Below are 24,698 nucleotides of genomic sequence, written 5' to 3'. Positions count from 1 at the left end.
CTTCGGTGGTTGAATTATGCTGTTAGGCTGCCGAGTGCTCTAGCGAGCATCTCATCCTGCTCGGGCAGAACAGTCCGAAGGTCTAGTACAACTTGGCCTTGCTCAATCCGTCCAATGACGGGCGGCGTGAGGCGCCTTAACGTGGCCGCGAGATCTTTGGGCTGAATCGTTGATGATTTCATTGCCAGTAAACGGGTCGATAGTTCGCTGCCCGGAGCGCTCCCGCCGCCAATCGTGGAGACGCCATCGATAATCTGTACTTCGATGGTTGATGTGGCAATAGCGGCGGCCGCAACTCGTGCCCGTCGTTCAATCTCATCCTGCTGTGCCTTGATCATGCGAATTACCGGAACCGTATCTGGAGTCCGTCCGAAGGCATACTCTCGTAGCGTAGCGTCCATGGCGGCATAGGTCAGCTTGTCGGCACGCACCGCTCGCATAAGCGGATGAGTGCGAACCCTTTGAAGTAGCTGGTCGCGACCAACGATGACGCCCGCTTGGGGACCACCGAGCAGCTTGTCCCCACTGAAACAGATGACGTCAACTCCTGCCTCGACACTCGCCCGGACTGTTGGTTCTGCCGGCAATTCGTCGTGACTCACTAGATAACCACTTCCGAGATCTTCGACCACTGGCACGCCGAAGCGTTGGCCAACTCCGACCAGCGACTCAAGCGACGGACGCTCTGCGAAGCCTTCGATCCGGAAGTTTGAAGGATGCACCCGCAGCAAGAGACCGGTACGGTCATTAATCGCTGCTGCATAATCGTCCGCGCGGGTGCGATTCGTAGTCCCAATTTCCCGCAGCTGGGCACCGGACTGCGCGAGTACGTCAGGAACGCGAAACCCACCACCGATCTCCACTAACTCACCACGCGACACGATGACCTCACGTCCTGAGGCCAGCGCGCTTAGTAATAGTAGTGTTGCTGCGGCGTTATTGTTAACGACTACGACGGCCTCAGCACCAGTGAGCTCGCGAAGCCAGTATTGAACGTGCGTATCCCGTTGACCGCGGCCACCGCTTTCGACGTCATACTCTAAATTCGTGAAGTGTGGCGCAATGGTGGCAATCGCCTTAACCGCTGAGTCCGCAAGTGGTGCTCGACCGAGATTCGTATGAATAATTACACCGGTGGCGTTGATGACCGGTTGCAGCGATGACATAAAACTACGAGTCAGGTGCATCGCTGCCTCGGATTCAAGGTGCTCCGCAGCTTCTAATACCTCAACCCTAACTCTGTTGGATGAGCCTGGACCTTCGAGTTCAGTGCGCAGTTTCTCAGCAGCTGCCCTCAGCGCTTTGACCGTGGCGGTTCGGCCGTATGTTTGCAGTAGTACCTGCACGCCGCTACGCTGAAGTAGTTGTTCGATCGATGGAATTATTCGTGACTTCGACATTGACTGACGCTGATCTGATTCAGTTCCCTTGTTGGTCCCCGGGATTCAGGATACCATTACAGGCACATCGGTCGGCTACTGATGACATGAGCAAGACCGCTAAGTCGAACCACACCCCGGACGATGCTTCTGATGCCACGCTGCAGCACGGACCGGTAGAGAGTTTCTGGCCCTACGTGGAACCGGCGTCACAACCCTCGGCCGAGGAACTCGCGGAACTCGATCCTGACCTACGGGCGGCACTGTTTGGGGATGACTTTCATCCCTTTTCAATTACTGTTGTGTTCCCGAAACTGAAGGACGTTAAGGCTTACGAAACGGCCGTTAGGCTTGCGCGGCAGGCTTCGGAGTACCGCGAGGTGGGGAGTGGGCCCACCCTGCGGCACCGAGCACGGTATTTTCCAGCAGAAGCGTTGGCACTACACGACCTGTTTGGCATCGTAGGCGAAGATGATGCTTGCGAAATACTGATTGATGACCGACCAGTACCCTACGGGCGTGAATTGTGGCTACCATTGGTCTGGTTTCTCATTCAGCGCTGAGAAACGTGACTTTGAGGCCACTCCGCTGTCGGAAGTGGATGTAAGCGAAAGAGTTGTCCCCGCAGTGTTTACTTTCGGCTTGCGACGCTTTTGGGTCGAATACGAGTGGTATTTTTTACGTTGTTGTTCACTGTGGCCAGCGGTTAAGCTGGCCACAGCGGCAAGGGTGAAACTCAGCTGGCGGCGGTCACATTTCCAGCCTGTGGTCCTTTGGGACCGTCGACGATCTCAAACTCGACTGATTGACCTTCTTCGAGGGTCTTGAAGCCATTTCCTTCGATTGCTGAGAAGTGAACGAATACATCACTCCCCGATTCCTGCTCGATAAAACCGTAACCCTTGCTGTTATTGAACCACTTAACCTTGCCTGTGATGCGCATCGTGCCTATCCTGTCTTACGCCTGAGACGGCTGCCGTTCTACCTTGCCTATCCATTACCGCAAACTCGATTAGCACGCACGCCTAGGGACAAAAAAAAGACCGCGAGTGCGGCCTCGTGAGACGGCGCCGCCCGAACCGACGCCACGGCAATGCTAGTCACGGGTCCATCCTTTGTCAAAACAACCAAGAAAGGGTTCTTCGATGCGGGCACTCCTGAGTGTGTCGGACAAAACTGGTGTTGTGACTTTGGCCCGTAGCCTTCTTGCTCTGGGGTTCGAGCTCGTTTCGACGGGTGGTACTGGCCAAGCGCTGCGCGATGCAGGTCTATCCTTCACATCTGTTGGGACCGTAACTGGGTTACCCGAGATGATGGACGGACGGGTGAAGACGTTACATCCCGCTGTGCATGCTGGGATCCTCGCACGTCGCGACCGGGAGGATGACCTGGAGGTGTTAAGACGGCATGCCATCGAAACGATTGATGTTGTGGTTGTGAATCTGTATCCCTTTGCTAATGCTGCCAAGAGTGCGAGCACCCCATTTGACCATCTCATCGAAGAGATCGACATTGGTGGGCCGACGTTGGTGCGGGCTGCTGCGAAGAACTTCCGTGATGTGCTGATCCTGATTGATCCAAACGATTACGATTCGGCAATTCGTGAGCTTAGTCAGCCGGGAGGGCCGAGTTCGGATTTCAGATTCGGTCTTGCACAGAAGGCCTTCCACCACACGGCAGAATACGATCGGACAATTTCTGACACTTTGGAGCGTGTTCGGGTTTCTCAATCGGGCTTTGAGCGTGAGGCATCGAAACCAGAATTAACGGTGCCGTCGTCTCTGACAGTATCGCTCTCTAAGCTCAAGGCGTTACGGTATGGCGAGAATCCGCATCAAGAGGCTGCTTGGTACAGCGAGCAGGACGAGGTGGGTCTCAGTGGCGCACAGGTGCTACAAGGGAAGGAGTTGTCCTTTACGAACCTCCTTGACCTCGATGCTGCCACACGGCTTGTGCTCGAGTTCGAGGAACCTGCGGCGGCTGTTCTGAAGCACACCACCCCGTGTGGCGTTGCCACGGCTGCCTCGATTGTTGAGGCATACATTGCGGCACGTGAGACCGACCCGCTTTCGGCGTTTGGTGGGATTGTCGGTTTGAACAGGCCGATAGACGTCGCAACTGCTACGGCCATCACCTCGACGTTTATTGAAGGCGTTGTGGCACCTAGTGTAGACAGTGAAGCGGTCGGGATTCTATCTAAAAAACAAGCGATGCGTGTCCTTGTGGTTGACCTTTCCTCCGTTCGGGAGGGCCGTGTTGGACGAAGGGATGTCAGGTCGATCCTTGGTGGTTGGCTCTTGCAATGTCGAGATGTCGTTGATGAAGCGGCTCAACCCTGGAACGATGGTGTTTCCAAGCCGTTGCTCCGCGTTGTTACCAAGCGGGTCCCTTCCGATGACGAGTGGCGTGCGCTGCGATTTGCTTGGAGGGTCTGCGCCCACGCAAAGTCGAACGCCGTCATTTTTGCACGCGGTGACCGGACTGTTTCACTCGGTGCGGGTCAGATGAGCCGAGTCGATGCTGTAAACATGGCGGTTCTTAAGGCTGGCGAGAAGCTCGGAGGCACAGTCGTCGCGTCGGATGGTTTCTTTCCATTCAGGGATGGTCTTGATGCAATCGCTAAGGCTGGTGCCACGGCAGTGGTGCAACCCGGCGGATCAAAGCGGGATGCTGAAGTCGTTGCGGCTGCGGACGAACATGACATCGCGATGGTGATGACTGGCCGGCGTCATTTCTGGCACTGAATCCGAATTGGTTGCTAGTAATGGTTGGAATGGCTTGACCGAAATGTCAGAAATTATTGATTTGTGCATGCCTCAAGAAGTTCTTCAGCCGACACGGTTGCTGGACCGAACTTGGCCACGGCGAGACCGGCGGCCTGGTTGGCCAGTTGTGCAGCCTCGGTCAGCGTTGCACCAGCTGCAAGTCCGAGCGCCAGTGTAGCGATTACCGTATCACCTGCACCGGTGACGTCTGAAACTTCGCGTGCTACGGCCGGCAAAGCTTTTTCTCGTGGCTCCGCGGCACTGCCAGAGCCGTCCAACAGCCACAGTCCATGTTCGCCGCGTGTTATGAGTACGCTCTCACATCCCAATCTTGACCGAAGGCTACGTGCAGCCTGTTGTGCCTCCGTGTCGGTGTGAATGACAGAGTTAGTTGCAGTCGAAGCCTCGTGATGATTCGGTGTCAATAGTGTGCATCCGGTGTAGAAGTCGAGGTGGGGTATTTTCGGGTCGACCAGGATGGGAACCCCTCGCGCACGGCTCGCCGACAGTGCCTGTGTCATGAGTTCCGAGGTTATGACGCCCTTTAGGTAATCGGACACAACTATGATGTCGGCCTTCGCGGTAGCTTCGGACTGATGGGCGAGCAGCTCCTGAGCGTATTTGGGTGCCAGTGCTCTCTCGGTTTCGAAATCAATTCGCGCAACCTGCTTATTTCGACTGGCTACGATACGCAGCTTCCGGGTGGTTGGACGATCGGAAGCAACGATGATACCTGTGGCATCGATGGCAGTGGAACGAAGCTCGGACAATAGCCGCTGACCAGGTTCGTCTTCGCCGATGGCGCCAACGAGCGATACACGGCCACCTAGTGACCTGACATTATTTGCAACGTTAGCCGCTCCACCGACCCGGTACTCCTCGTGGTCAAATGCCATCACCGGTATCGGCGCCTCGGGAGAGATGCGCTCAACTTGACCAATTAAGAAATGGTCGATCATTACATCGCCCACGACGAGGACGGTCAGTGGCTCAAACCGCTCGACAATAGCACGTGCGCGGGTAGGCGATAGATCGGTCACGCCGGTTCTGTAGTTGGCTGGTCGCTAGTGATGGGCTCTGCCTCCGCGGCAAACGGCAGAGTGACCAATACGAGCCACAGCATCAGAAATTCAGAGTCGCCAAAGTTGTATTCGAACATGCCAGCGGCAAGCATGCTGCCAACGGCTGCCAGGCCCCCGGCTGGTAGGGACCGGTAAGAGCCGGTTCGCAGCTGGTGGACTAGGCTTCGTGTTACCGCCACAATCAGTGCGATCCACACCAGAAGTGCAGGGAGGCCTCGCTCGGCTGCGATTTGAATCGGGACGTTGTGTAAGTGAGGATTTGATTCCTGTATGGCTGCCGGGTCTCGGTAGTCGGCATAGACACCTTCCACCATATCTGGACCGACACCCATCAGTGGGTAGTCGCGTACTAGGCGAACGCCAGTCCGCATCATTGCGATCCGATCTCGCACGGTCTCATTCTGTGGATCGAAGGTCGAGTATAGGCGGGCAGTTATCTGTTCTGGGGCCGCGACTATGAAAAGGCCGGCGACGATCGGCGCCAGTAACAGTAACCGGAGGTCTTTGAGTACGAACAACAATCCAATTCCAACACAGGTGCCTACCATGGCGCTTCGCGTGAAAGTGAGAGCAAGTGCGACGAGCAAGGCCGGCATGACCAAGGCTGGCCAAGTTCGGTCGCGTCCATGGAAGAGTAGTCGCGCCGCCGCCATCCCCGACACTAACATCAACAAGCCCGAATAGGTCATGTAGTGGGTCAATGATCCCTGTGGTCGGCGTCCAAGGTTGTCGTACTCAAAAATGCCATATTGTGCGATCCCGATAATCGCGCTGGCCGCGCCTACCGAAATGATCACGGTTGCGATCGTGAGAGCTCTCTGGCCTCGTGCGAGACGATAAACACCCGGAACGATTAAGAACAGCAGTAGTTGCTTGGAGTCGATAACGCTGGTGATCGGTACCAACGATGTCACGGAAGACATCAACGTCAGAGCGGCGTAGGCCAGGAGAAACCAAAACCACTGTGGCACCGTGACCCGCTCCTGTTTCTTGATCAGCAATGCTAACCACAGCACGCCGGTAACGGTTAATAGAATATTGGCTAGGGCAATCGATATCTGCAGTGCTGCGACAAACGTGGCGAGTGCAATAAATGCTGCACGCTCAAGGCGGGGAAGTGTCGTTTCTGGGTTGAGGGACATAAACGTCAATTCAGCAGGGTGTCCGTGGTCCCGGCGAGGTTAACGGAGGTCCTGTTATCTAGCACAACTGTTTATCCGACATCCTTTAATCTTCAATGGTCGCCTCATCAACGAGCATGATCGGGATATCATCCCTGACTGGGTAGACTCGACTGCACTGTAGGCATTTAAGGCCCGCGCCCTCTTTTACTGGCTCGACAGGTGTTTTACAACTCGGACAAGCAAGAATTTCGAGTAATTCAGGGTCGACCGCCACGGTATATCTCCTGAAAAAGATGGCTTCTTTAACCGAACTATACCAGAAGCCTTCGGGTCACCTTGTGAATCACCGGCAAGCTTGCTGGCTTACTGGCCGTGTGGAACAATCGCACTGAATTATGGATATCCGCTTGGTGGGTGGCGTGGCCATTATCGTGTTCAGCGTGGCTGCTACTGGTGCGGCAGGTCAACTACCGGGTAATTCGTCGGAACCGTTGCAGGAGTACGAAGACCGGGCTCAGTCCTACGAGCTTTTTATTCAGTCGCTTCGTCTAGAAGATTCTGGCGATGTAGTTCATGCAATTGACTTATTGAGTCGTGCTTCGGAATTGGATCCAGGCGCGGCTGCCATTCCAGCAGCTCAGGCGGCTCTGTATGCCCAGATTGGGCAGACGACAGATGCCATTAGGGTAGCGGAACGTGCCCTTACCTTGGACGCTGAATACGGCGAGGCACACCGCGTGTTAGGACTCATTTTCGCCACACTCTCAGAACAAACGCACGAACAACGTGATGGCCGAAGCTCGTCAGAGGCTGAAGTATATCGAGGGCGGGCGCTAACACACTTGGAACAGGCAGTTGTTGCAGGGGAACTCGATGGGCGAATCACTTTCATTCTGGCGAGGCTGTACGTGGAGACCGGTGCCGTTGACAAGGCAATAGTGACGCTCGAGCCGTTCGTTCGTGATCGCCCAGGATTTGTTGACGGGTTGCTGCTTCTTGTCCGCGCGTATGTTGAAGGTGGTCGCCTTGCTGAAGCTGTAGAGACCCTTGAAGAAGCCATAGGAAGTCGTCCTCGGTCAGTTCGTATGCTGAACGCTCTGGCCGAGCTCTACGAGTCTATCGGACGTTGGCGTGAGGCCGCAGATACCTATGAGCGGGTGGTCTCTAGGCGTCCGAGCGATACCGAGCTGAAACGACGTTGGGCTGTATCGTTGCTCAACGCCGGAGATCGAGAGGGTGCGCGCGACGTAATCAAGAAGATCGTTGAGGTGAGGCCAACAGACGCACTGACGCTTTATCTGTTGTCTGAAGTCGAGCGCCAGTTGAAGAACTTCGATGCCGCGGAAGCTGCAGCGCAGCGGGTGATAGAGCTTGAGCCTAGTGGCACTCGCGGTATCTATGCGTTGGTCCAGGTGTATTTAGAGCAGGGACAGCAAGTGGAGTTGGTCGATGCTGTCGAATCTTTCGTGAAGCGTCTTCGAGAGAACGGGCAGGCACCGCACGAGTTAGCGATGCTTCTGTTGGAGAGCGGTGTTACGTATCAAGCGTCAGGAGATGACAGTGCGGCGGTTGCTGCGTTCGAACTGGCTCGTGACGTAGCACCAAGCGATCCCACGCCAGAAGTGTATCTCGGGCAAGCCTATCTAGAGAGCCGACGGGTCCACGATGCTGTCAAGAGTCTGTCGGTTGCACGAGAGCGTCATGTCGGCAATCTCCAACTCGACGGGATGTACGCCCACGCCTTAGTGTTATCTGGCCAAACCGATCAGGGCATAGTTGTAATGGAAACCGCTCTCTTGGACCATGCCGATGAACCCGTTGCACACATTGGCATGGCGAATCTGTTGGTTGAAACCGGGCGTGTACAAGATGCGGTGGAGACACTAATAGATGCTGAACGGAGATTCCCAGCGGACTCGTTGATTCCATTCCAGCTTGGGGTGATTTTCGAGCAACAAGCCCAGCACATCGATGCTGAACTTGCATTGCGTGCCGCGCTCGAACGGGATCCGTCCAATCACATGGCATTGAACTATCTTGGTTATATGTTGGCTGATCGGGGCGAACGCCTCCATGAATCGGTCCAGTTGATCCAACGAGCGCTTGAATCTGACCCTCATAACGGTGCCTACCTCGACAGCCTTGGATGGGCATACTTCAAGCTTGAGAAATGGGATTTAGCGGAAACCCATTTGCGCCAGGCCAGTGAGCAATTGAGGCAGAATTCTGTCGTTCAGGATCACTTCGGCGATTTGCTTTTCAAACGCGGCCGCTACACTGAAGCTATCGAAACGTGGGAGAGAGCAATTGTGGGCGATGCTGAATCGATTGACCTGCCGACCGTCGAACGTAAGATTAGGGATGCTAGGGAACGCGTTGAGCGCTGACGCCCGCGGGTGCCTGGATGCCCTTCATGGTTGTTCAAGAGATTAGAATCCCGACTCGCCGACTGCGGGTGCTTGGAATTGTCCTCCTGGCTTCCTGGACCGGGGCCTGTGCTTCGCATCGGCAAACCTTACCCTCAGGACCAGGCTCACCGTTTCCGGATTTTGAAGAAGCATTCACTGAAGTGATCACGCGGTATTGCAATTTGAATACTGTATTAGCCGAACTGAGACTATCGGGACGGGTGGGCGACAGTCGGCTACGTGGGCGGGTGCTGGCGGGCCTGGCCGAGCCCGGTGCTGTCCGTCTCGAAGGGCTGGCGCCGTTTGGCCAACCAGCGTTTATCTTCGTTGCGCAACCCGGGCGTGCGGCGTTGTTGATGCCGCGGGAATCCCGTGCTCTTGTTGGACAGTCTGCAATTGATATCGTTGATGCGTTGACCGGTATTGCCTTGACACCAGATGACCTTCGTTACGTGCTTAGCGGTTGCCTACCGGAAACGGTGCAGGCCCGCACCGGTGTGTCCTATGGACAAGATTGGTGGATGATTGAGACTTCTGACGGCAGTTTTGTTTATCTGCGGCTAGTTGGGGATGTTCGACGAATTGTTGCGGTGCGTCGTTCTGGCTGGCTCAGCGAGTACAGTGAATTATCGGGTCGAGTACCTGCTCAAGTCCGTCTGACCTCCCTGAACTCAGCGTCGGGCGCGGTGGACCTCACAGTGTTGCTGTCACAAGTCAGAATTAATACGACCTTGGACGCTGGAACCTTTGTGCTCGACATCCCCCCCGATGCTGTTCCGATGACTCTGAACGAACTTCGCGCTCGAGGACCACTTCGGGCATCGGTCGAAGGGGCCGACCAGTAGATTTATTCAAGTTGGGTTTTCCATGAGACGTCAACGGTTCGTAACTCGAGCCCACGCAAAACTCAACCTTGATCTAAGAGTCATAGGACGTCGAGCCGACGGACTTCATGAGTTACGGACGATCTATCAATCAATCGAACTGGCAGATTGTCTGACAGTCACCGTTCGTCCTGGTCCCTTCGAACTTCGATGTAATGACCCGTCTGTGCCGATCGGCCGGGACAACCTAGTGTGGGAGGCCGCCGTCCGGGCCTTCCGCATAGTGGGCCACGGTACGCCACGCGATCTCTCGGTCGTAATCGACAAACGGATTCCTCTCGAAGCGGGTCTGGGTGGCGGCAGTAGTGATGCCGCCGCAATGCTCCGCGCGCTGGCGGCTCTCTGGCCTGATGAGTTGAGTGTTTCGGTTTGCCATCGCGTTGCGTCTAGGATTGGCGCCGATGTTCCTTTCTTTCTCCTCGGGGGGACTGCACTTGGGCTGGGAGCTGGAGACGAGCTGTTTCCCCTCGTCGATCTGCCCAAGCATTGGGCGGTACTCTTAATCCCCGACTTCGGTGTTTCAACAGCGGCAGCCTACGGCTGGTTTGATCTAGCACCGCGGCGTAAGCGACCAGTGGAATCGCGAGAACCGCTTGCTCCGCGGGCGGCCGACCTGTCGAGAGTGGCTAAGCTGGTCAACGATTTGGAGCCTGCCGTGCTTGCCAAATACCCTGAAATACGGCGCATGAAGACCGCACTGCGACGAGCGGGAGCTACACATCCCTCTATGTCGGGTAGCGGTTCCTGCGTGTTCGGACTGTTTTCGCGTAGACGTGATGCCGCAGCAGCTGCGGCGGCACTACGACGCCGAGAATGGCGTGTCATTCTGACGAGGACATTGACTCGTGGGGACGTAACCTAATTGTGAGACTACACTCTAGGACCAGGGTGTGAAGATGGTTGATTCCAGCTCGAGGGTTGGGGATTCAGATGCTAGAATGGCATAAAGCATTCTCTTGTGCTTGCTTGCAGGGGGCGGATCCATCGTATAGACTCGGGATTTGCGCCAGTGTTTTCTTGCCAGCCCTAGAGTGTTAGCCTTTGCCATTTTCGTTGGTGTGTGTCGTCCTTACGGCTCGGCGGCTTTACCGCGGGTCCGTTAGGGGCGAGGCCGGTTGACGCCTCAGCGACTGGTGACGAAGATTGGGGCGTCGCCAAGCGGTAAGGCGCGGGCCTTTGGAGCCCGTATTCGAAGGTTCGAATCCTTCCGCCCCAGCCAAGTGGTGTTAGTAGAGGACCATGGGTAGCGGACAACTTAAGTTGTTTTCGGGGTCGGCGCATCCGGCGCTTGGTCAGGAGATTGCCGAGGTTTTGGGGATTCCTATGGGCCAAGCTAGGCTTCGGCGGTTTCCTGACAGCGAGGTCTCTTTTCAAATCGACGAGAACATCCGTGGCACAGATGTATTCGTTGTTCAGCCGACTTGTAAATCAGTTGACCACCATCTAGTTGAACTATGCGTAATGATCGACGCTTTCCGCCGCTCGTCAGCCTCGCGGATCACGGCGGTCATGCCGTACTACGGCTATGCGCGTCAGGACAGGAAAGACAAGCCGCGCGTGCCTATTTCAGCCAAACTTGTTGCGAATCTGCTTGGCGCCGCCGGTACCAATCGCGTTCTAACGATGGACCTGCACAAGGCTCAAATTCAGGGCTTTTTTGATATTCCGGTCGACCACCTGTTCGCAGCGCCGATTATCATTGAATACTTGTCGACTCTTGACGAGTCTGAGTTGACCCTAGTCTCACCAGACGCTGGCGGTGCTGAGCGTGCTAGGGCCTATGCCAAGAGGCTCGGCGCTGATTTGGCAATTGTTGATAAACGGCGATCGGACGATGGAACGGCTGAGGTGATGAATGTTATTGGCCAGGTTGGGGGCCGCGTATGCATCATTCAGGATGATATCGTCGATACAGCAGGAACACTCTGCAATGCGGCTCACGCGCTCGCTGACGCTGGGGCTAGAAGAGTTCTGGCATGTGCAGTACACGGCGTTCTTTCTGGACCTGCATTGGATAGGATCGAGCAATCACCGCTGGAGGAGTTGATTGTAACCAACACCATTCCGTTGGGTGAAGCTCATACAAAATCCGACAGGCTTCGCGTTCTTTCGGTGGCAAAATTATTGGGCAAAGCAATACAAAGTATTCACGAAGAGACGTCTGTGTCATCATTATTCGTTTGAGCGGTGCGTGAGTCGATGAACTCTACGCCCTGACAAAGGCACGTACTTATGGAAGCAACTTTGGAAGCGGTTACGCGGCAGACATTTGGTAAGAACGAAACACGTCGGCTTCGTCGAGACGGACGAATTCCTGCGGTTGTTTACGGAGGCGTCGGGAAGAATGGGAGTGGAACGCCAATTTCGCTCGATCCTAAACTTTTGATGCGGATTATTAACTCAGAATCTGGTATCAACACCATCATTGGCCTAACGGTTGATGGTGGAAAGGCGACGCAGGTGCTGGTGAAGGAATACCAACTCGATCCGATAGTGAATCACCTCTTACACGTTGATTTTTATCGAGTTGCGATGGACCGTGTCATTAAGGTATCGGTGCCTGTGACTCTCAAGGGCGAGGCAGTTGGTGTGAAGCAAGAAGGTGGACTCTTGGATTTCGTGAATCGAGAAGTTGAGGTTGAGTGCCTACCGGCTGATATTCCAGAGCATTTAGAAGTTGATGTAAGCGAGTTGATGATTGGCCAAGGTGTCCGGCTCCGTGAAGTGATCGAAGGGGTCAAGTGGACGCCGGTTAGCTCTCCAGACGTTCTACTCGTTCATGTGGTGGCACCGAAGGCCGAAGTTGAAGAGGAGCCTGAGGTAGTGGCTGAAGGTGAGGCAGGCGCTGAGGGCGAAGCCGCCGAGCCTGAGGTAATCAAGAAGGGCAAGGCTGAGCAGGAGGAGAGTGGCGAGGAATCCTCCTCGTAATCTTGCTACTCCGACCTTGACTGAGCGTGCGACTGATTGTTGGGCTGGGCAATCCTGGCCGTAAGTATCAAGGCACACGGCATAACGTTGGCTTCGATGTGGTGGGTGAAGTAGCGACCCGACATTCGCTTGAGTTTGAGTCAGCGCCAACCGAGGCCGTCATAGCGAGAACTCGGGGTGTCGACCCTGGACTGCTGGTGGTTAAGCCCTTAACATTTATGAACCGAAGTGGATTGGCCGTTGCCGCCTTGGTTCGTTACTATCGGATTACACTTGACGATGTGCTTATCGTGGCAGAGGATGTGGAGTTGCCCCTTGGGCGTTTGCGGGCTCGAGCAAGTGGTGGAGACGGGGGGCACAACGGCCTGGCGTCGATAATCGACGCGCTTGGAACGGAGGGGTTTTCTCGTCTTCGGGTTGGTGTGGGACGCGGGGATGTGCGGCGTGACCTCGCAGCCCACGTACTGTCGAGATTCGAAACTTCTGAGGAAACGGCTATTCGCGACTCAATCGCGAGAGCCGCTGACGCCGTCGATGCGTTCGTTGGTAATGGAATCGGATACGTTATGAATCGTTTCAATGGTCCGGAACCTGAATCGTCGGTTGCGGATAAGGAGAACAGTGAACACTCTTAGTAGTCAGGTGCGTAAGTAGCGCACTCGAAGCGCTTAGGATAATCGACGCGCGAGTCCCTAAGACTCCTTGCCACCTGTGGCGTGGCCGTCAAGTCCAAAAGGAGCTCTATGTCAACACTCAGGCAGTACGAACTAGTCTACATCGTGTCGCCAAGCGCGACTGATGAAGTCGTGGCGGAGTTGCATACGCAGGTTGAAGCGATTGTGGGAAAATTCGACGGACGTATTGAGAAGACTGAAAACTGGGGCAAACGAAGGTTGGCTTATGAGGTCAATCACTACAAAGAAGGGACGTATGTGCTTGAGCTTCTGTCGGGTTCAGGCGAAATGGTGACCGAGCTAGAGCGGCGGCTTCGAGTGGCAGAAGACGTAGTCCGCCATTTGGTGGTGCGAGTGGACGAAGAGCTTCACGTCGCCGAGCGCACTGCAACCAGACGAGCCGAAACGCGTAAGCGCCGTCGGGCTGGGCGTGGATTACCGCCGGAGGCCCCAGCTGCGCGACCTCCCGTAGAGGCAGCGGCTGAAGAAAAGGAATAAGGGGAGTTTATGGTTGGAAAACGAAGTGGTCGTGGTGGTCGCAAGGACAGCAAAAAGAAGGATGACCGTGGCGGCCGAAAAAGCGGTCTGTTTCGCCGTAGAAAAGTGTGTCGGTTTTGTGTCGAAAAGGTCGATTACATTGACTATAAGGATGCGCGGATGCTGATGCCGTTCATCCCTGAGCGTGGCAAGATCCAGCCGCGTCGCCTTTCAGGGACATGCGCGACGCACCAACGAAAATTGCAGACGGCAATTAAACGTGCTCGTCAGTTGGCGCTCATACCCTACGTAACAGATTAGGGTCTGCAGGCTGGTCGGTTACTGAGGGCACTGGGCCGTCGGAGTGAATGCATGGATATCATTCTTCGGGAACACATCGATAACCTTGGGCGGCGTGGTGATGTTGTCAAGGTCGCAAGGGGCTACGCTCGGAATTACCTCCTACCGCGGAAGCTAGCCTTGCCGGTAACGGAAAATAACCGTCGACAGATTGAACGCGAGCGGAAACTCGCCGAGGTCCGTGAAGCGGCCGATAAACAAACGGCAGAGGCTTTCGCAGCGAGTTTGGGTTCGGCCGAGTGTGTTATCGCGCGGCGTGTGGGTGAGCAGGACACCTTATACGGTTCGGTCACCGCAGCTGATATTGCGGAGAGTCTGGCGGCTCAACAGATCGATGTGGACAAGCGCAAGATTCAATTGGGTGAGCCTATTAGGGAGCTAGGTGAGTTTTCCATTCCGGTGAAGGTACACCGCGAAGTAACGGCGCAGGTCGCACTCAAGGTCATTAAAGAAGTCGTAGACGAGTAAGGAGTTAGGGAAACGTCTTCTCTCCCTCGCTGTCTTTGGTAAACTGCGTGGCTCACGGCGCTTGGCCTATACGGCTTCGTGCTAAAAGGTTCAGTGTGACCCTCATAACGGTATCTGGTGGGGTAATCGCACCGGGCAGCGACGGACACGTTAGCTATGCCTGAGACACCTGTATCTGAGCGGTCACTTCCTCACAATTTAGAGGCCGAGAAGGCCGTACTCGGAGCCGTGCTCATTGACAACGAGCAATTTAATCGTGCGGCCGAGCTAATCGATTCTCCAGATTTCTATCGGCATGCCCATCAACAAATCTTTGACAAGATGGTCAGTCTTTTTGAGCGCGATGAAGTTATTGACCTCGTTACGCTCAAGGAAGAGCTGAACCGCGCGGGTAACTTAAATGAGGTAGGTGGCCCAGCTTACATTGCAGCGCTCGTCGACGGCGTACCAAAATCAACAAACGTTGAGTACTATGCAAAAATCGTTAAGGAAAAAGCGACTCTCCGCAGCCTCATTGGCTCCGCCAACAAGATTCTCACAACGGCCTACCAGGCTGAAGTTGAGCCAGAGGTCCAACTGGACCAAGCGGAATCAGAGATCTTTCAGATTGCTGATGGTCGGCTAACAGAAGGTTTTCAAAGCCTTCGTGATCTTGTCCCGGGCGGTCTTGAAACCCTTGAAAAGCTCGAGAATCAACAAGGCTTTCTTACGGGCGTCCCAAGTGGCTTCACAGACCTCGACAGGTTGACGTCTGGGTTTCAGCCGTCCGATTTGGTGATCATAGCGGCGCGGCCGTCAATGGGTAAGACCAGCTTGGCTCTGAATATCGCGCAACACGTGGCCACCAAAACCGAAAAGACGGTTGGCGTGTTTAGCCTGGAGATGTCGAAGCAGGCGTTATTCCTTCGGATGCTCACTTCTGAGGCCAGAATCGACGCACACAAGTTCCGCGGTGGTTTTCTCGGTAGTGAGGAATATAAGAAGTTGTCGGAGGCCCTCGGAGTTTTGGGGGAGGCCCGCGTGTTTATCGATGACTCGACGTCACTTAGTGTTCTTGAGATGCGCGCTAAAGCGCGCCGACTGAAGTCAGAGCACGGTCTGCACCTGCTGATTATCGATTACCTTCAGTTGATGCAAGGTCGCGGGCGGTTCGAAAACAGGAACTTAGAACTGGCGTCGATTTCTCGTTCCCTAAAGGGTTTGGCAAAGGAGCTTGAGGTCCCAGTTGTTGCCTTATCGCAACTCAGCCGAGCGCCGGAGTCGCGTTCTGAACACCGCCCTCAGCTTTCAGATCTTCGCGAGTCGGGCGCGCTTGAACAGGACGCTGATGTAGTGTTGTTCATTTACCGTGAAGATGTGTATGACCGTAAGCCCGAGAATGAGAACACTGCTGAAGTAATCATTGGTAAGCAACGGAACGGTCCGACCGGCACAGTGCGTTTAGCGTTTCTCAAAGAAATCACGCGCTTCGAGAACCAAACGACGACACATCATTGAGTCGGCGATCGTCACTAATGGACGACAGCGTGCAGGTGGTGTGCGAAGAATGAAGTCCCGTACCTGCTTTGTGTGTCAAACCTGCGGTGCCCAGGAGTCAAAGTGGCTTGGAAGGTGTCCGGGTTGCGACGCATGGAACTCTTTCGTTGAGGAACGGGTCGGTCCAGCACCGTCGGATGACGAGGCCAGACTGGGCCTCACGTCAACGGAAGGCGCGCGTCTATATGCCGATGTCGAAATGGCCCAAATGGACCGTTTGTCACTTGGTATTAATGAGCTCGATCGAGTACTTGGTGGTGGCGCAGTACCCGGGTCGTTGGTTCTCCTTGGAGGAGAACCCGGGATTGGTAAATCGACCCTACTTTTGCAGGCGGCGGCTCGTGTTGCGGCCGTGAGCGGGCCGGTGCTCTATTGTTCCGGGGAAGAATCAGAGCATCAAATCAAAGTTCGGGGCGAACGCCTGGGTATAGGCCAGGCCCCGCTTTTCTTATTTGCTGAAACCTGTCTGGAACGGATTCTGGAGGAGATTGCACGCCGACAGCCAGCGCTCATCGTCATTGACTCTGTGCAGACTGTGTTTTCGCCCAAGTTGCAGTCGGCACCTGGAAGCATTGGTCAAATCCGCGAAGCGGCCACCCAGTTGCTGTTCAGTGCCAAGAGCCATCACATTCCAACATTTCTCGTCGGTCATGTCACCAAGGACGGCGCACTCGCCGGACCCAAGACGCTAGAGCATATCGTTGACACCGTGTTGTACTTCGAAGGGGAGCGGTATCAGTCCCATCGGATAGTTCGTGCTGTAAAGAATCGGTATGGAGCTGTGAGCGAGCTCGGCGTTTTTGAAATGACTGACGGTGGACTTCGGCCAGTGCCCAATCCTTCGCAGCTGTTTCTCGCGGAGCGGTCCGCTGGCGCACCGGGCTCGGCCGTCCTTTGTTGTGTAGAGGGCTCTCGACCAATCCTTGTCGAAGTGCAGGCTCTCGTTAGCACAAGTACGTACGGCACGGCTCGTCGTACGGCGAGCGGAATTGACCAGCATCGTCTTGGGCTACTGCTAGCGGTATTAGAGAAGCGAGTTGGTCTCAACGTATCTGGCGATGACGTCTTCGTGAACATCGCAGGTGGAATGAATGTAAACGAGCCCGCGGCTGATTTAGGAATTGTCGCGGCTGTTGCGTCAAGCGTTCGTAACCGCCCGATTGACGCGAGTACTGCCGTCTTCGGAGAGGTTGGACTGGCGGGTGAGGTGCGGGGCATTAGCCAAGCTGCACTCCGGGTCCGAGAAGCAGCACAGCTCGGGTTTCGGCGCTGTGTTGTGCCTGCAGCCAATCACGAGAAACTTGATATCGAGGACTTTGAAACGATCCCTGTACGGGCTGTTGACGAGGCACTCGATGTATTGATCGCTTGAGCTGATTACGCAGTGTCGACTTTTCCATTTCATTGGTGGCGAACCGTTTTTTTTCTGATTCCTATGATTGGTGTGTACACCATTGTGTTGGGTGTACTGTCGATTGGTTCAAGTGTCTTCGGTGGGCGTGGCGACTTTGGCCATCTTTGTGCCCGTACCTGGTCATGGTTGATTTTGGCGACGACCGGAGTGAATGTTGATGTTCATGGTCAGGATCTTCTAGCACCGCATGAAACCTATGTCTTCACCGCGAATCATCAAAGCATTTACGATATCCCAATTATTTTTTTGTCACTACCGTTCCAACTACGAATCATCGCAAAGGAGTCACTGGGTCGATTTCCAATGTTAGGGTGTCATCTGAGGCGCACTGGGCACGTGCTCGTCGATCGGTCGAGGCCGGGTACTGAGGTTTTCAGACGGGTTACGAGCATCATGCGCCTCGGCCTCTCCTTAATCGTATTTCCTGAAGGCACACGATCGATTGATGGAAGTCTCCGGGAATTTAAGAGAGCAATCTTCGTTCTGGCCATTGAGGCTGGTATGCCGGTGGTGCCGCTGACGGTCAACGGCAGTCGTCACATAATGCGCCGTGGACGACTCATGACTTGTCCGGGCCAGGTGACGCTGACCGTACACCGACCGATTATGACTAAGGGTCTATCACGTGGCCAAGCAGCGGAACTAGCCGAGCGGGTCCAGCACATCGTTTCAACAGCTTTGGGTGGTGATGATGCCGAGAGAGCCCAGAGTGGAACGGTAATCAAACAATGATGTCCGCCGCCGGCCAGGGTGCGGAGGTCAACATTTCGATCACGCCAGAGCTAGGTGCCTTTGTTCGTTTAGTGGGAATTCGAGTAACCGATTTCAGCGTTGTGATTCGTGAACCTTCGTTGGATGAGCCTTTGGCTGAGGCCGCCACTGCACTCCGGGCTACAGATGGCCATGACGACGTGACCATGGCCGTTCGCGGATTGTATCGGAGGCTCGGAATCGATCCGACGAAGCGCCGTCCCTCATCAGAGGCATTGCTCAGGCGCGTACGTCGGGGCGAACCGCTACCGCGAGTCAACGCTCTGGTTGATGTGTGTAACTGGTGTTCTGTAGAGTCTCGGTTACCCTTTGGCCTTTATGACGCCGATCAAATCCATGGTGTGATTGAATGTCGACGCGGTCGCCAGGGTGAGGCTTATTCAGGAATCCGAAAAGACGACGTCCATGTGGATGGTCGGCTGGTTCTTAGCGACCAGACCGGTGCGTTTGGTAACCCCTCGTCAGATTCGGTACGCACCATGATCACTTCCTCGACCACGAGCGCGATGGTTGTTGTATTCGCTCCACTTGATGTGGATTCGAGCGTTGTGGCTTCGACGGTAGATACAGTGACTGCGCGTGTGATGCAATTCATAGGTCCCCGCGCAATCATGTCGTGGGCTGCTAGGAAGCAACTGGAAGCCAAGTAGAGAGTTGGAACAGTCTATGCACATTGTGGCCATCGTCGCAGCGGCGGGTAGTGGTTTTCGGATGGGGGCAGAGATTCCCAAACAGTTTTTGGCACTGGGTGACACAACAGTGCTTGGCCATAGTCTGGATGCGTTCGACCGACATCCACGGGTTGATGAGATTATTGTCGTTCTACCGACCGAATTGACGGCACGCTACGCCGCAGACCTTTCCAGTCGGCGAACGCCAACACGTGTTGTTGGGGGAGGACCGCGTCGCCAGGACTCTGTAGCGATGGGCTTCGCTCTTGTTCCCCACAATGCCGATTTGGTGGCCGTGCATGACGCTGCACGCCCGTTCGTTTCCGCAGAAGTCATCGATCGTACTTTGGATGCTGGTCTTGAAAATGGTGCTGCAATTGCGGCACTTGTTGCGCAGGATACTGTGAAACTGGTTGATAGAGCAGACGGTTCACTCATTGTTGATACGACGCTTCCAAGGGACACTATTTACTTAGCTCAGACCCCGCAAGTATTTCGCCGAAGCGTGTTAGAGGATGGACTGGCGTTTGGCGCGGCTGGTATGGAAGTCACAGATGAGGCAATGCTAGTTGAGCGTGCTGGACATACGGTGTGTCTGGTTGATGGGGATCTAGGTAATGTTAAGTTGACTACGGCACGAGATTTAGAAATCGCCCGGGCGCGCGTTGGGCGGTCCGAGGCTAATGCTGAAATGCGCATAGGAATTGGATACGATTTACACCGTCTTGTCGAGGGACGTTCACTGGTTCTTGGTGGCGTAACCATTCCTCATGCGTCCGGGTTGCTTGGTCACTCGGACGCAGATGCCGTGTGCCACGCGCTAGCTGATGCAATATTGGGCGCGGCTGCAGCGGGAGATATAGGTCAACACTTCCCCGACTCAGAGCGAAAATGGAAGGATGCATCAAGCCTGGACTTATTGGCAGGGGTATACGAAATCGTACGCAACCGAGGGTTTACCGTAAGAAATGTTGACGTCGTTGTGATTGCGGAAGCGCCTAGGCTCGGTCCGTATATCGATGCGATGCGTGAGAATATCGCGGCGTCTATCGGCATTACAGTGGCCGACGTTGGCATCAAGGGTAAAACGAATGAGGGTATTGGACCTCTCGGCCACGGTGAGGCTATCGCTGTTCATGCAATAGTGCAGTTGGGGCCAGCTGACCATCTGTCGACGGAGAGCGTACCTTCATGAGACTTCGCTTTGCGCCTAGTCCGACCGGCTATTTGCATGTTGGCAATGCCAGGACAGCGCTCTTCAACTGGCTGGCTGCTAGAGGTGCCAATGGCACAATGGTTGTGAGGATTGAAGACACCGATACCGAACGCTCAACCCGAGAGTTTGAAGAGGGCATCCTTCAGGATTTGCAATGGATGGGCATTACCTGGGACGAGGGTCCCGACCTTGGTGGTCCATTTGGTCCTTATCGCCAATCAGAACGTCTCGATACCTACAAGGCCTATACCGATGAATTGCTCGGACGTGGGGCTGCTTACCACTGCTTCTGTTCATTCGACCAATTGGAGGCAAATCGTCGAGCTGCCGTGGCAGCAGGTCGGCCTACACGTTATCCAGGAACATGTCGAACATTGGCAACTAATATCGTCCGGCGCCGATTGGATGCTGGAGAACCCGCTGCGATTCGTTTTGCGGTGCCTGAGGTCGATCAGGTTGAGTTCGATGATCTCGTTCGGGGGACCGTTAGCTTCAGCGGCGAGATCATAGGCGATCCGATCATCATGCGGTCAGACGGCCGTCCAGCCTACAATTTTGCTGTTGTTGTTGACGACGCACTGATGAAAATTTCTCATGTTGTTCGCGGGGAGGATCACATCTCAAATACACCCCGCCAGCTTCTTCTTTACGAAGCGTTGGGATTCGTGCAGCCACGCTTCGCTCATCTGGCGCTGGTTATGGGGCCTGACCGAGCTCCGCTATCCAAGCGGCATGGTTCCACTTCGGTAGAGGAAATGCGTGAGCGTGGTTATCTTCCCGCAGCGCTCACGAACTACCTTGCACTTATCGGCTGGTCACCCGGCGGTGACGATGAGATTCTCCCTATCGAAGAACTAGCCAGACGATTTCGAATCGCTGATGTCAGTCGAAGCGCAGGAATCTTCGACCCTGAAAAATTAGGCTGGCTGAACCGACACAACCTTAAGGCACTGTCGGCGGAACGGCTGGCGACTTTAGTTGTCCCGTTTTTTGAGAAGGCGGGTTTCGCAGTCGGCCCTGATAGTGACGGCACGGCGTTTCTGAAGTACATCGCGCACCTGGCCGTGGGTGCAGTCGATCGTCTTGAGCAGATTCCCGAACGGCTTAAGTTTCTATTTGAGTTCGATGTTCCCGGCACACTAATGGACCCAGAGATTCAGTGCGAGGTCTCTCAACCCGAGGCTCGACGGGTGATTAAAGCGCTGGCCGCTGAGCTCGCGCACCGTTCGAGGTTAGACATGGAAGGCTTTCGCGAACTGAAGACCGCCTTGCGAAACGAGACGGACTGTAGGGGCCGTACGTTGTTTCACCCGATCCGGATCGTTTTGACTGGGCATAGTGATGGCATGGAGCTTGATTCAGTGGTTCCAGCGATTGACCGGGGTGCAGAGCTTTCCTCCACTTCCGGTTTGAGTCCAATTGTCGGGTGCCGGGAGCGAGCCGCAGCGTTTGCGGCTGCACTCGGACTTAGCTAAGGTGGCTGTCGGCGCTTGTTACTTGCAAAATGGTTATTTACGGCATTAATGCGGTTACGGAAGCGTTGCGAGCCGGCCAGGTTAAGTTGGTGAGGGTCGAGGATCCACCGCGTTCCCGTCTGCGTGCATTGGTAAGGATGGCTGAAGCCTCAGGCATTTCCGTGCGGCGCTGCTCCGATGCCCAACTCCTGCGTTCATCCAGAGGCCGACTGCACCAGGGAGTTGTTGCCGACGTTGACCAACCGCGGGCCTATACCCTCGAGGACCTTCTACAGGCTAATAGTAATCCACTGTTGGTTGTCCTCGACGGTATCGAGGACCCGCAGAATCTTGGAGCGATTCTAAGGACAGCTGAAGCTGCTGGGGTGGACGGGGTGATCAGACAGTCACGGCGGGCAGCACGGCTAGACGGGGTGGCATCAAAAGCTTCGGCTGGTGCAGTTGCACATATCCGGCTTGTTCGGGTGGTAAATATTGCGAGAACCCTCGAGACTCTCAAGGCAGCTGGTGTGTGGACGGTTGGGCTCGATGGAGCGGCCAGTCACCGGTATGACCAGGTGGACCTCACACGGCCAACTGCTCTTGTTCTTGGTGGTGAAGGAAAAGGATTACGCCGGCTGGTTCGTGACCGCTGCGATTGGCTCGTCTCAATCCCCATGGCGGGTCAGCTGGCGAGTCTCAATGTCTCTGTTGCGGCCGGTATTGCCTTGTTTGAAGCTGTGCGCCAGCGAGCCACCGCCTGAAGCTCATCCCTAAATGGGTATTGTGACTGTTCTGGTGGAAACGGAGCTAAATGCTGAGTCCATAATTGGTTGCGGGATGGCATGATACGTGCTAGAGTACCCGTTTTGTCTGGCTGGCGTAGCTCAGTCAGGTAGAGCAGCTGATTTGTAATCAGCCGGTCGGGGGTTCAAATCCCTCCGCCAGCTCCATGGGTTTTCGAATGCAAGGCGCGCTTCGATTTCGAGTTCGGGCCTCATCTTTGTTACTAAATCACATTCGGAGAGCGGCGTGCGACATGTGATTTGGCGCATCGACTTCTGCTGTATCACCATTTGCGACTTATGACTTTTTTTTGGAGGAAGGCAACCCAGAACCGACGCTGGCGATGGAACGGGTCGCTGAGCGACGATGAAGAGTTGGCGAGGTTGCGGAGCGGTCAAACGCAACAGACTGTAAATCTGTCGCCCTAGCGGCTTCGGAGGTTCGAATCCTCCCCTCGCCACCAAGAGTGAGTGGCCCCTTGGCCGAGGGGATGACGGGTTTGGTGGCTCGGGTGAGGGGGATTCGCGGGAGTAACTCAGTGGTAGAGTCACAGCCTTCCAAGCTGTTGGTCGCGGGTTCGACCCCCGTCTCCCGCTCCATCTTCGGGGATGTAAGCCAAACGAGCTTGATGATAAGTGTGTGGCGGTTAATATGCCGCTGACGGGTGACGAGTTTCATTGTCGAATTCGTGGCCGATGTAGCTCAGTTGGCAGAGCGCGTCCTTGGTAAGGACGAGGTCACCGGTTCAATCCCGGTCATCGGCTCCAGCATCTGCGGATGCTGGTTGGACGATGCCGGTAGAGTGGGGAAGAGAGGGATAAGCCATGGCGAAGGAAAAATTTGATCGATCGAAGCCACACGTCAACATCGGCACAATTGGCCATATTGACCACGGAAAGACGACGTTAACGGCAGCGATTACGAAAGTGCTGTCGGCTGGGGACGACAAGGTGTCATTCCGGTCATTCGACTCGATCGACAACGCACCGGAAGAACGAGAGCGGGGAATTACCATCGCAACGGCACACGTGGAGTACACCACGGAGAATCGTCACTATGCACACGTGGATTGCCCGGGACACGCCGATTACGTGAAGAACATGATCACGGGAGCGGCGCAGATGGATGGTGCGATTTTAGTTGTGGCGGCAACTGACGGACCGATGCCCCAGACACGGGAGCATATCCTGCTAGCGCGGCAGGTAGGAGTGCCGTATTTGGTGGTGTTCCTGAATAAGGTTGATGCGGTGGACGATCCGGAACTCCTGGAGCTGGTGGAGCTGGAAGTACGGGAACTGCTGAACACATATAAATTTCCAGGGGACGACTTGCCGGTGATAAAGGGCTCTGCCTTGAAAGCGCTGGAGGGAGACGAGGAGGCGGCCAAATCGCTTAAGGAATTGATGGCCGCGGTGGATGAATACATCCCACTTCCAGAGCGGGATGTGGACAAGCCGTTTTTGATGCCGATTGAAGATGTCTTCTCAATTTCCGGGCGCGGCACAGTGGTGACGGGCCGTGTAGAACGAGGGAAGGTGCTAGTCAGCGAAGAGATTGAGATTGTTGGCTTTGCAGAGACACAGAAGAAGGTGGTGACCGGAGTTGAAATGTTTCGGAAACTGCTGGATGAAGGCGTTGCAGGGGACAACGTGGGTGTGTTACTGCGGGGGACAGAGAAGGACGACGTGGAGCGTGGGCAGGTGTTGGCCAAGCCTGGCTCGATCACGCCACACACGAAGTTCAAGGGTGAAGTCTACGTGCTGACGAAGGACGAAGGCGGGCGTCACACGCCGTTTTTTAACGGGTATCGACCACAGTTTTATCTACGTACAACGGATGTGACGGGAGTATCAACATTACCTGAAGGTGTAGAGATGGTAATGCCGGGGGATAACGTAACAGTGGCGGTAGAGTTGATCACACCGGTGGCGCTGGAGAAAGGGTTGCGGTTCGCAATTCGTGAAGGCGGCCGTACGGTTGGGGCTGGTACTATTACCGAGATTGTGGAGTAGGGATACGGGATTGAGGACCAGTTAATGCGCGACATTATTTCGTTGGCGTGCAACGAGTGTAAGCGGCGTAACTACAGCACGACCAAGAACAAAAGGACTATGTCTGATCGTCTGCAGATTAAGAAATTCTGTCGGTGGTGTCGGACGCATACGACCCATCGGGAGACGAGGTAGGCGGAATTTTATTGTTGTAGGCCAGTAGCTCAATTGGTAGAGCACCGGTCTCCAAAACCGGGGGCTGGGGGTTCGAGTCCCTCCTGGCCTGCCATCCACGTCCTCCATCTGCTTG

The 24,698-nt window shown here is 55.1% G+C and carries 24 protein-coding genes and 6 tRNA genes; 26 read left to right on the top strand and 4 right to left on the bottom strand.

Annotation, left to right across the window (positions count from 1 at the left end):
• Nucleotides 1-14: 14 nt before the first annotated feature.
• A complete protein-coding gene (gene selA, locus QGH09_04955) occupies nt 15-1,400 on the bottom strand; it encodes an L-seryl-tRNA(Sec) selenium transferase (protein HJO17529.1) in 1,386 nt (461 codons plus the stop codon).
• An 86-nt stretch (nt 1,401-1,486) separates the two neighbouring features.
• Here selA and QGH09_04950 point away from each other — a divergent pair, with 86 nt between their 5' ends.
• On the top strand, nt 1,487-1,942 hold the full coding sequence (locus QGH09_04950; GenBank protein ID HJO17528.1) for a hypothetical protein: 456 nt from the start codon (nt 1,487-1,489) through the stop codon (nt 1,940-1,942).
• A gap of 173 nt (nt 1,943-2,115) precedes the next feature.
• Here QGH09_04950 and QGH09_04945 read toward each other — a convergent pair whose 3' ends face one another.
• Nucleotides 2,116-2,322: a cold-shock protein gene (locus tag QGH09_04945; GenBank protein ID HJO17527.1), complete on the bottom strand. Its 207-nt coding sequence runs from the start codon at nt 2,320-2,322 to the stop codon at nt 2,116-2,118.
• 202 nt (nt 2,323-2,524) lie between these two features.
• Here QGH09_04945 and purH point away from each other — a divergent pair, with 202 nt between their 5' ends.
• On the top strand, nt 2,525-4,123 hold the full coding sequence (gene purH, locus QGH09_04940; protein HJO17526.1) for a bifunctional phosphoribosylaminoimidazolecarboxamide formyltransferase/IMP cyclohydrolase: 1,599 nt from the start codon (nt 2,525-2,527) through the stop codon (nt 4,121-4,123).
• 53 nt (nt 4,124-4,176) lie between these two features.
• Here the strand turns inward: purH and rfaE1 are convergent, their stop codons facing one another.
• Nucleotides 4,177-5,184, bottom strand: a complete 1,008-nt coding sequence (gene rfaE1 / locus QGH09_04935; GenBank protein HJO17525.1) for a D-glycero-beta-D-manno-heptose-7-phosphate kinase — start codon at nt 5,182-5,184, stop codon at nt 4,177-4,179.
• Nucleotides 5,181-6,368, bottom strand: coding sequence for an O-antigen ligase family protein (locus tag QGH09_04930; protein HJO17524.1), 1,188 nt, complete (start codon nt 6,366-6,368; stop codon nt 5,181-5,183). The genes rfaE1 and QGH09_04930 overlap by 4 nt, the downstream gene beginning before the upstream one ends.
• A 377-nt stretch (nt 6,369-6,745) precedes the next feature.
• On the opposite strand from QGH09_04930, the gene QGH09_04925 reads away from it, so the two are divergent.
• The 24 genes from QGH09_04925 (at nt 6,746) to QGH09_04810 (ending at nt 24,677) form a co-directional block, all read left to right on the top strand.
• Entirely contained in the window at nt 6,746-8,737 is a 1,992-nt protein-coding gene (locus QGH09_04925; GenBank protein ID HJO17523.1) for a tetratricopeptide repeat protein, read from the top strand.
• Nucleotides 8,738-8,763: 26 nt separating this feature from the next.
• Nucleotides 8,764-9,603 carry a hypothetical protein gene (locus tag QGH09_04920; protein HJO17522.1) on the top strand — a complete coding sequence of 280 codons (840 nt, stop codon included), beginning with the start codon at nt 8,764-8,766 and terminating at the stop codon, nt 9,601-9,603.
• Nucleotides 9,604-9,625: 22 nt separating this feature from the next.
• Entirely contained in the window at nt 9,626-10,504 is an 879-nt protein-coding gene (gene ispE / locus QGH09_04915) for a 4-(cytidine 5'-diphospho)-2-C-methyl-D-erythritol kinase (protein HJO17521.1), read from the top strand.
• Between the two features lie 282 nt (nt 10,505-10,786).
• A tRNA-Gln gene (locus QGH09_04910) sits at nt 10,787-10,861 on the top strand.
• Between the two features lie 20 nt (nt 10,862-10,881).
• Nucleotides 10,882-11,826, top strand: a complete 945-nt coding sequence (locus tag QGH09_04905) for a ribose-phosphate pyrophosphokinase (protein HJO17520.1) — start codon at nt 10,882-10,884, stop codon at nt 11,824-11,826.
• A gap of 48 nt (nt 11,827-11,874) precedes the next feature.
• Entirely contained in the window at nt 11,875-12,570 is a 696-nt protein-coding gene (locus tag QGH09_04900) for a 50S ribosomal protein L25 (protein HJO17519.1), read from the top strand.
• 26 nt (nt 12,571-12,596) lie between these two features.
• Complete coding sequence (pth, locus tag QGH09_04895) at nt 12,597-13,205, top strand: aminoacyl-tRNA hydrolase (GenBank protein ID HJO17518.1); 609 nt, start codon at nt 12,597-12,599, stop codon at nt 13,203-13,205.
• Between the two features lie 108 nt (nt 13,206-13,313).
• Complete coding sequence (gene rpsF / locus QGH09_04890; protein ID HJO17517.1) at nt 13,314-13,742, top strand: 30S ribosomal protein S6; 429 nt, start codon at nt 13,314-13,316, stop codon at nt 13,740-13,742.
• A gap of 87 nt (nt 13,743-13,829) precedes the next feature.
• Nucleotides 13,830-14,042, top strand: coding sequence for a 30S ribosomal protein S18 (rpsR, locus tag QGH09_04885; protein HJO17516.1), 213 nt, complete (start codon nt 13,830-13,832; stop codon nt 14,040-14,042).
• A gap of 51 nt (nt 14,043-14,093) precedes the next feature.
• Nucleotides 14,094-14,549 (top strand): 50S ribosomal protein L9, encoded by a 456-nt coding sequence (gene rplI / locus QGH09_04880; GenBank protein HJO17515.1) that lies wholly within the window; start codon nt 14,094-14,096, stop codon nt 14,547-14,549.
• Between the two features lie 156 nt (nt 14,550-14,705).
• Complete coding sequence (gene dnaB / locus QGH09_04875) at nt 14,706-16,046, top strand: replicative DNA helicase (GenBank protein ID HJO17514.1); 1,341 nt, start codon at nt 14,706-14,708, stop codon at nt 16,044-16,046.
• 49 nt (nt 16,047-16,095) lie between these two features.
• Nucleotides 16,096-17,457 carry a DNA repair protein RadA gene (radA, locus tag QGH09_04870; GenBank protein HJO17513.1) on the top strand — a complete coding sequence of 454 codons (1,362 nt, stop codon included), beginning with the start codon at nt 16,096-16,098 and terminating at the stop codon, nt 17,455-17,457.
• A 63-nt stretch (nt 17,458-17,520) separates the two neighbouring features.
• Nucleotides 17,521-18,231 carry a lysophospholipid acyltransferase family protein gene (locus QGH09_04865; protein ID HJO17512.1) on the top strand — a complete coding sequence of 237 codons (711 nt, stop codon included), beginning with the start codon at nt 17,521-17,523 and terminating at the stop codon, nt 18,229-18,231.
• Nucleotides 18,228-18,920 carry a phenylalanine--tRNA ligase beta subunit-related protein gene (locus QGH09_04860; GenBank protein ID HJO17511.1) on the top strand — a complete coding sequence of 231 codons (693 nt, stop codon included), beginning with the start codon at nt 18,228-18,230 and terminating at the stop codon, nt 18,918-18,920. Before QGH09_04865 ends, QGH09_04860 begins: the two co-directional genes overlap by 4 nt.
• A gap of 16 nt (nt 18,921-18,936) precedes the next feature.
• The gene (gene ispD / locus QGH09_04855) at nt 18,937-20,136 is read left to right on the top strand and encodes a 2-C-methyl-D-erythritol 4-phosphate cytidylyltransferase (protein HJO17510.1); all 1,200 of its coding nucleotides are present in this window, start codon (nt 18,937-18,939) and stop codon (nt 20,134-20,136) included.
• Nucleotides 20,133-21,632, top strand: coding sequence for a glutamate--tRNA ligase (gltX, locus tag QGH09_04850; protein HJO17509.1), 1,500 nt, complete (start codon nt 20,133-20,135; stop codon nt 21,630-21,632). The genes ispD and gltX overlap by 4 nt, the downstream gene beginning before the upstream one ends.
• A gap of 29 nt (nt 21,633-21,661) precedes the next feature.
• The gene (gene rlmB / locus QGH09_04845) at nt 21,662-22,375 is read left to right on the top strand and encodes a 23S rRNA (guanosine(2251)-2'-O)-methyltransferase RlmB (GenBank protein HJO17508.1); all 714 of its coding nucleotides are present in this window, start codon (nt 21,662-21,664) and stop codon (nt 22,373-22,375) included.
• A gap of 112 nt (nt 22,376-22,487) precedes the next feature.
• Nucleotides 22,488-22,564 (top strand) — tRNA-Thr (locus tag QGH09_04840).
• Between the two features lie 209 nt (nt 22,565-22,773).
• Nucleotides 22,774-22,860: transfer RNA gene (locus QGH09_04835), tRNA-Tyr, on the top strand.
• Nucleotides 22,861-22,921: 61 nt separating this feature from the next.
• Nucleotides 22,922-22,996: transfer RNA gene (locus QGH09_04830), tRNA-Gly, on the top strand.
• A gap of 92 nt (nt 22,997-23,088) precedes the next feature.
• A tRNA-Thr gene (locus tag QGH09_04825) sits at nt 23,089-23,164 on the top strand.
• A gap of 57 nt (nt 23,165-23,221) precedes the next feature.
• Nucleotides 23,222-24,409 carry an elongation factor Tu gene (tuf, locus tag QGH09_04820; protein ID HJO17507.1) on the top strand — a complete coding sequence of 396 codons (1,188 nt, stop codon included), beginning with the start codon at nt 23,222-23,224 and terminating at the stop codon, nt 24,407-24,409.
• A gap of 24 nt (nt 24,410-24,433) precedes the next feature.
• Entirely contained in the window at nt 24,434-24,583 is a 150-nt protein-coding gene (gene rpmG / locus QGH09_04815; protein HJO17506.1) for a 50S ribosomal protein L33, read from the top strand.
• Nucleotides 24,584-24,601: 18 nt separating this feature from the next.
• Nucleotides 24,602-24,677 (top strand) — tRNA-Trp (locus tag QGH09_04810).
• The last annotated feature ends 21 nt before the right edge of the window (nt 24,678-24,698 follow it).

The sequence above is a fragment of the Vicinamibacterales bacterium genome, assembly GCA_036012125.1.
Classification (GTDB): domain Bacteria; phylum Acidobacteriota; class Vicinamibacteria; order Vicinamibacterales; family UBA823; genus UBA11600.
Note: the sequence above shows the minus strand (reverse complement) of the source record. Positions and strands in the feature narration are given on the sequence as shown.

Coding starts and splice junctions, on each gene's coding strand:
- QGH09_04930 (HJO17524.1), bottom strand. CDS start 6,368: ATGTCCCTCAACCCAGAAACGACACTTCCCCGCCTTGAGCGTGCAGCA.
- ispD (HJO17510.1), top strand. CDS start 18,937: ATGCACATTGTGGCCATCGTCGCAGCGGCGGGTAGTGGTTTTCGGATG.
- QGH09_04905 (HJO17520.1), top strand. CDS start 10,882: ATGGGTAGCGGACAACTTAAGTTGTTTTCGGGGTCGGCGCATCCGGCG.
- purH (HJO17526.1), top strand. CDS start 2,525: ATGCGGGCACTCCTGAGTGTGTCGGACAAAACTGGTGTTGTGACTTTG.
- QGH09_04865 (HJO17512.1), top strand. CDS start 17,521: ATGATTGGTGTGTACACCATTGTGTTGGGTGTACTGTCGATTGGTTCA.
- QGH09_04920 (HJO17522.1), top strand. CDS start 8,764: ATGGTTGTTCAAGAGATTAGAATCCCGACTCGCCGACTGCGGGTGCTT.
- rlmB (HJO17508.1), top strand. CDS start 21,662: ATGGTTATTTACGGCATTAATGCGGTTACGGAAGCGTTGCGAGCCGGC.
- QGH09_04950 (HJO17528.1), top strand. CDS start 1,487: ATGAGCAAGACCGCTAAGTCGAACCACACCCCGGACGATGCTTCTGAT.
- rpmG (HJO17506.1), top strand. CDS start 24,434: ATGCGCGACATTATTTCGTTGGCGTGCAACGAGTGTAAGCGGCGTAAC.
- QGH09_04925 (HJO17523.1), top strand. CDS start 6,746: ATGGATATCCGCTTGGTGGGTGGCGTGGCCATTATCGTGTTCAGCGTG.
- QGH09_04945 (HJO17527.1), bottom strand. CDS start 2,322: ATGCGCATCACAGGCAAGGTTAAGTGGTTCAATAACAGCAAGGGTTAC.
- gltX (HJO17509.1), top strand. CDS start 20,133: ATGAGACTTCGCTTTGCGCCTAGTCCGACCGGCTATTTGCATGTTGGC.
- radA (HJO17513.1), top strand. CDS start 16,096: ATGAAGTCCCGTACCTGCTTTGTGTGTCAAACCTGCGGTGCCCAGGAG.
- QGH09_04860 (HJO17511.1), top strand. CDS start 18,228: ATGATGTCCGCCGCCGGCCAGGGTGCGGAGGTCAACATTTCGATCACG.
- tuf (HJO17507.1), top strand. CDS start 23,222: ATGGCGAAGGAAAAATTTGATCGATCGAAGCCACACGTCAACATCGGC.
- rpsF (HJO17517.1), top strand. CDS start 13,314: ATGTCAACACTCAGGCAGTACGAACTAGTCTACATCGTGTCGCCAAGC.
- dnaB (HJO17514.1), top strand. CDS start 14,706: ATGCCTGAGACACCTGTATCTGAGCGGTCACTTCCTCACAATTTAGAG.
- rplI (HJO17515.1), top strand. CDS start 14,094: ATGGATATCATTCTTCGGGAACACATCGATAACCTTGGGCGGCGTGGT.
- ispE (HJO17521.1), top strand. CDS start 9,626: ATGAGACGTCAACGGTTCGTAACTCGAGCCCACGCAAAACTCAACCTT.
- selA (HJO17529.1), bottom strand. CDS start 1,400: ATGTCGAAGTCACGAATAATTCCATCGATCGAACAACTACTTCAGCGT.
- QGH09_04900 (HJO17519.1), top strand. CDS start 11,875: ATGGAAGCAACTTTGGAAGCGGTTACGCGGCAGACATTTGGTAAGAAC.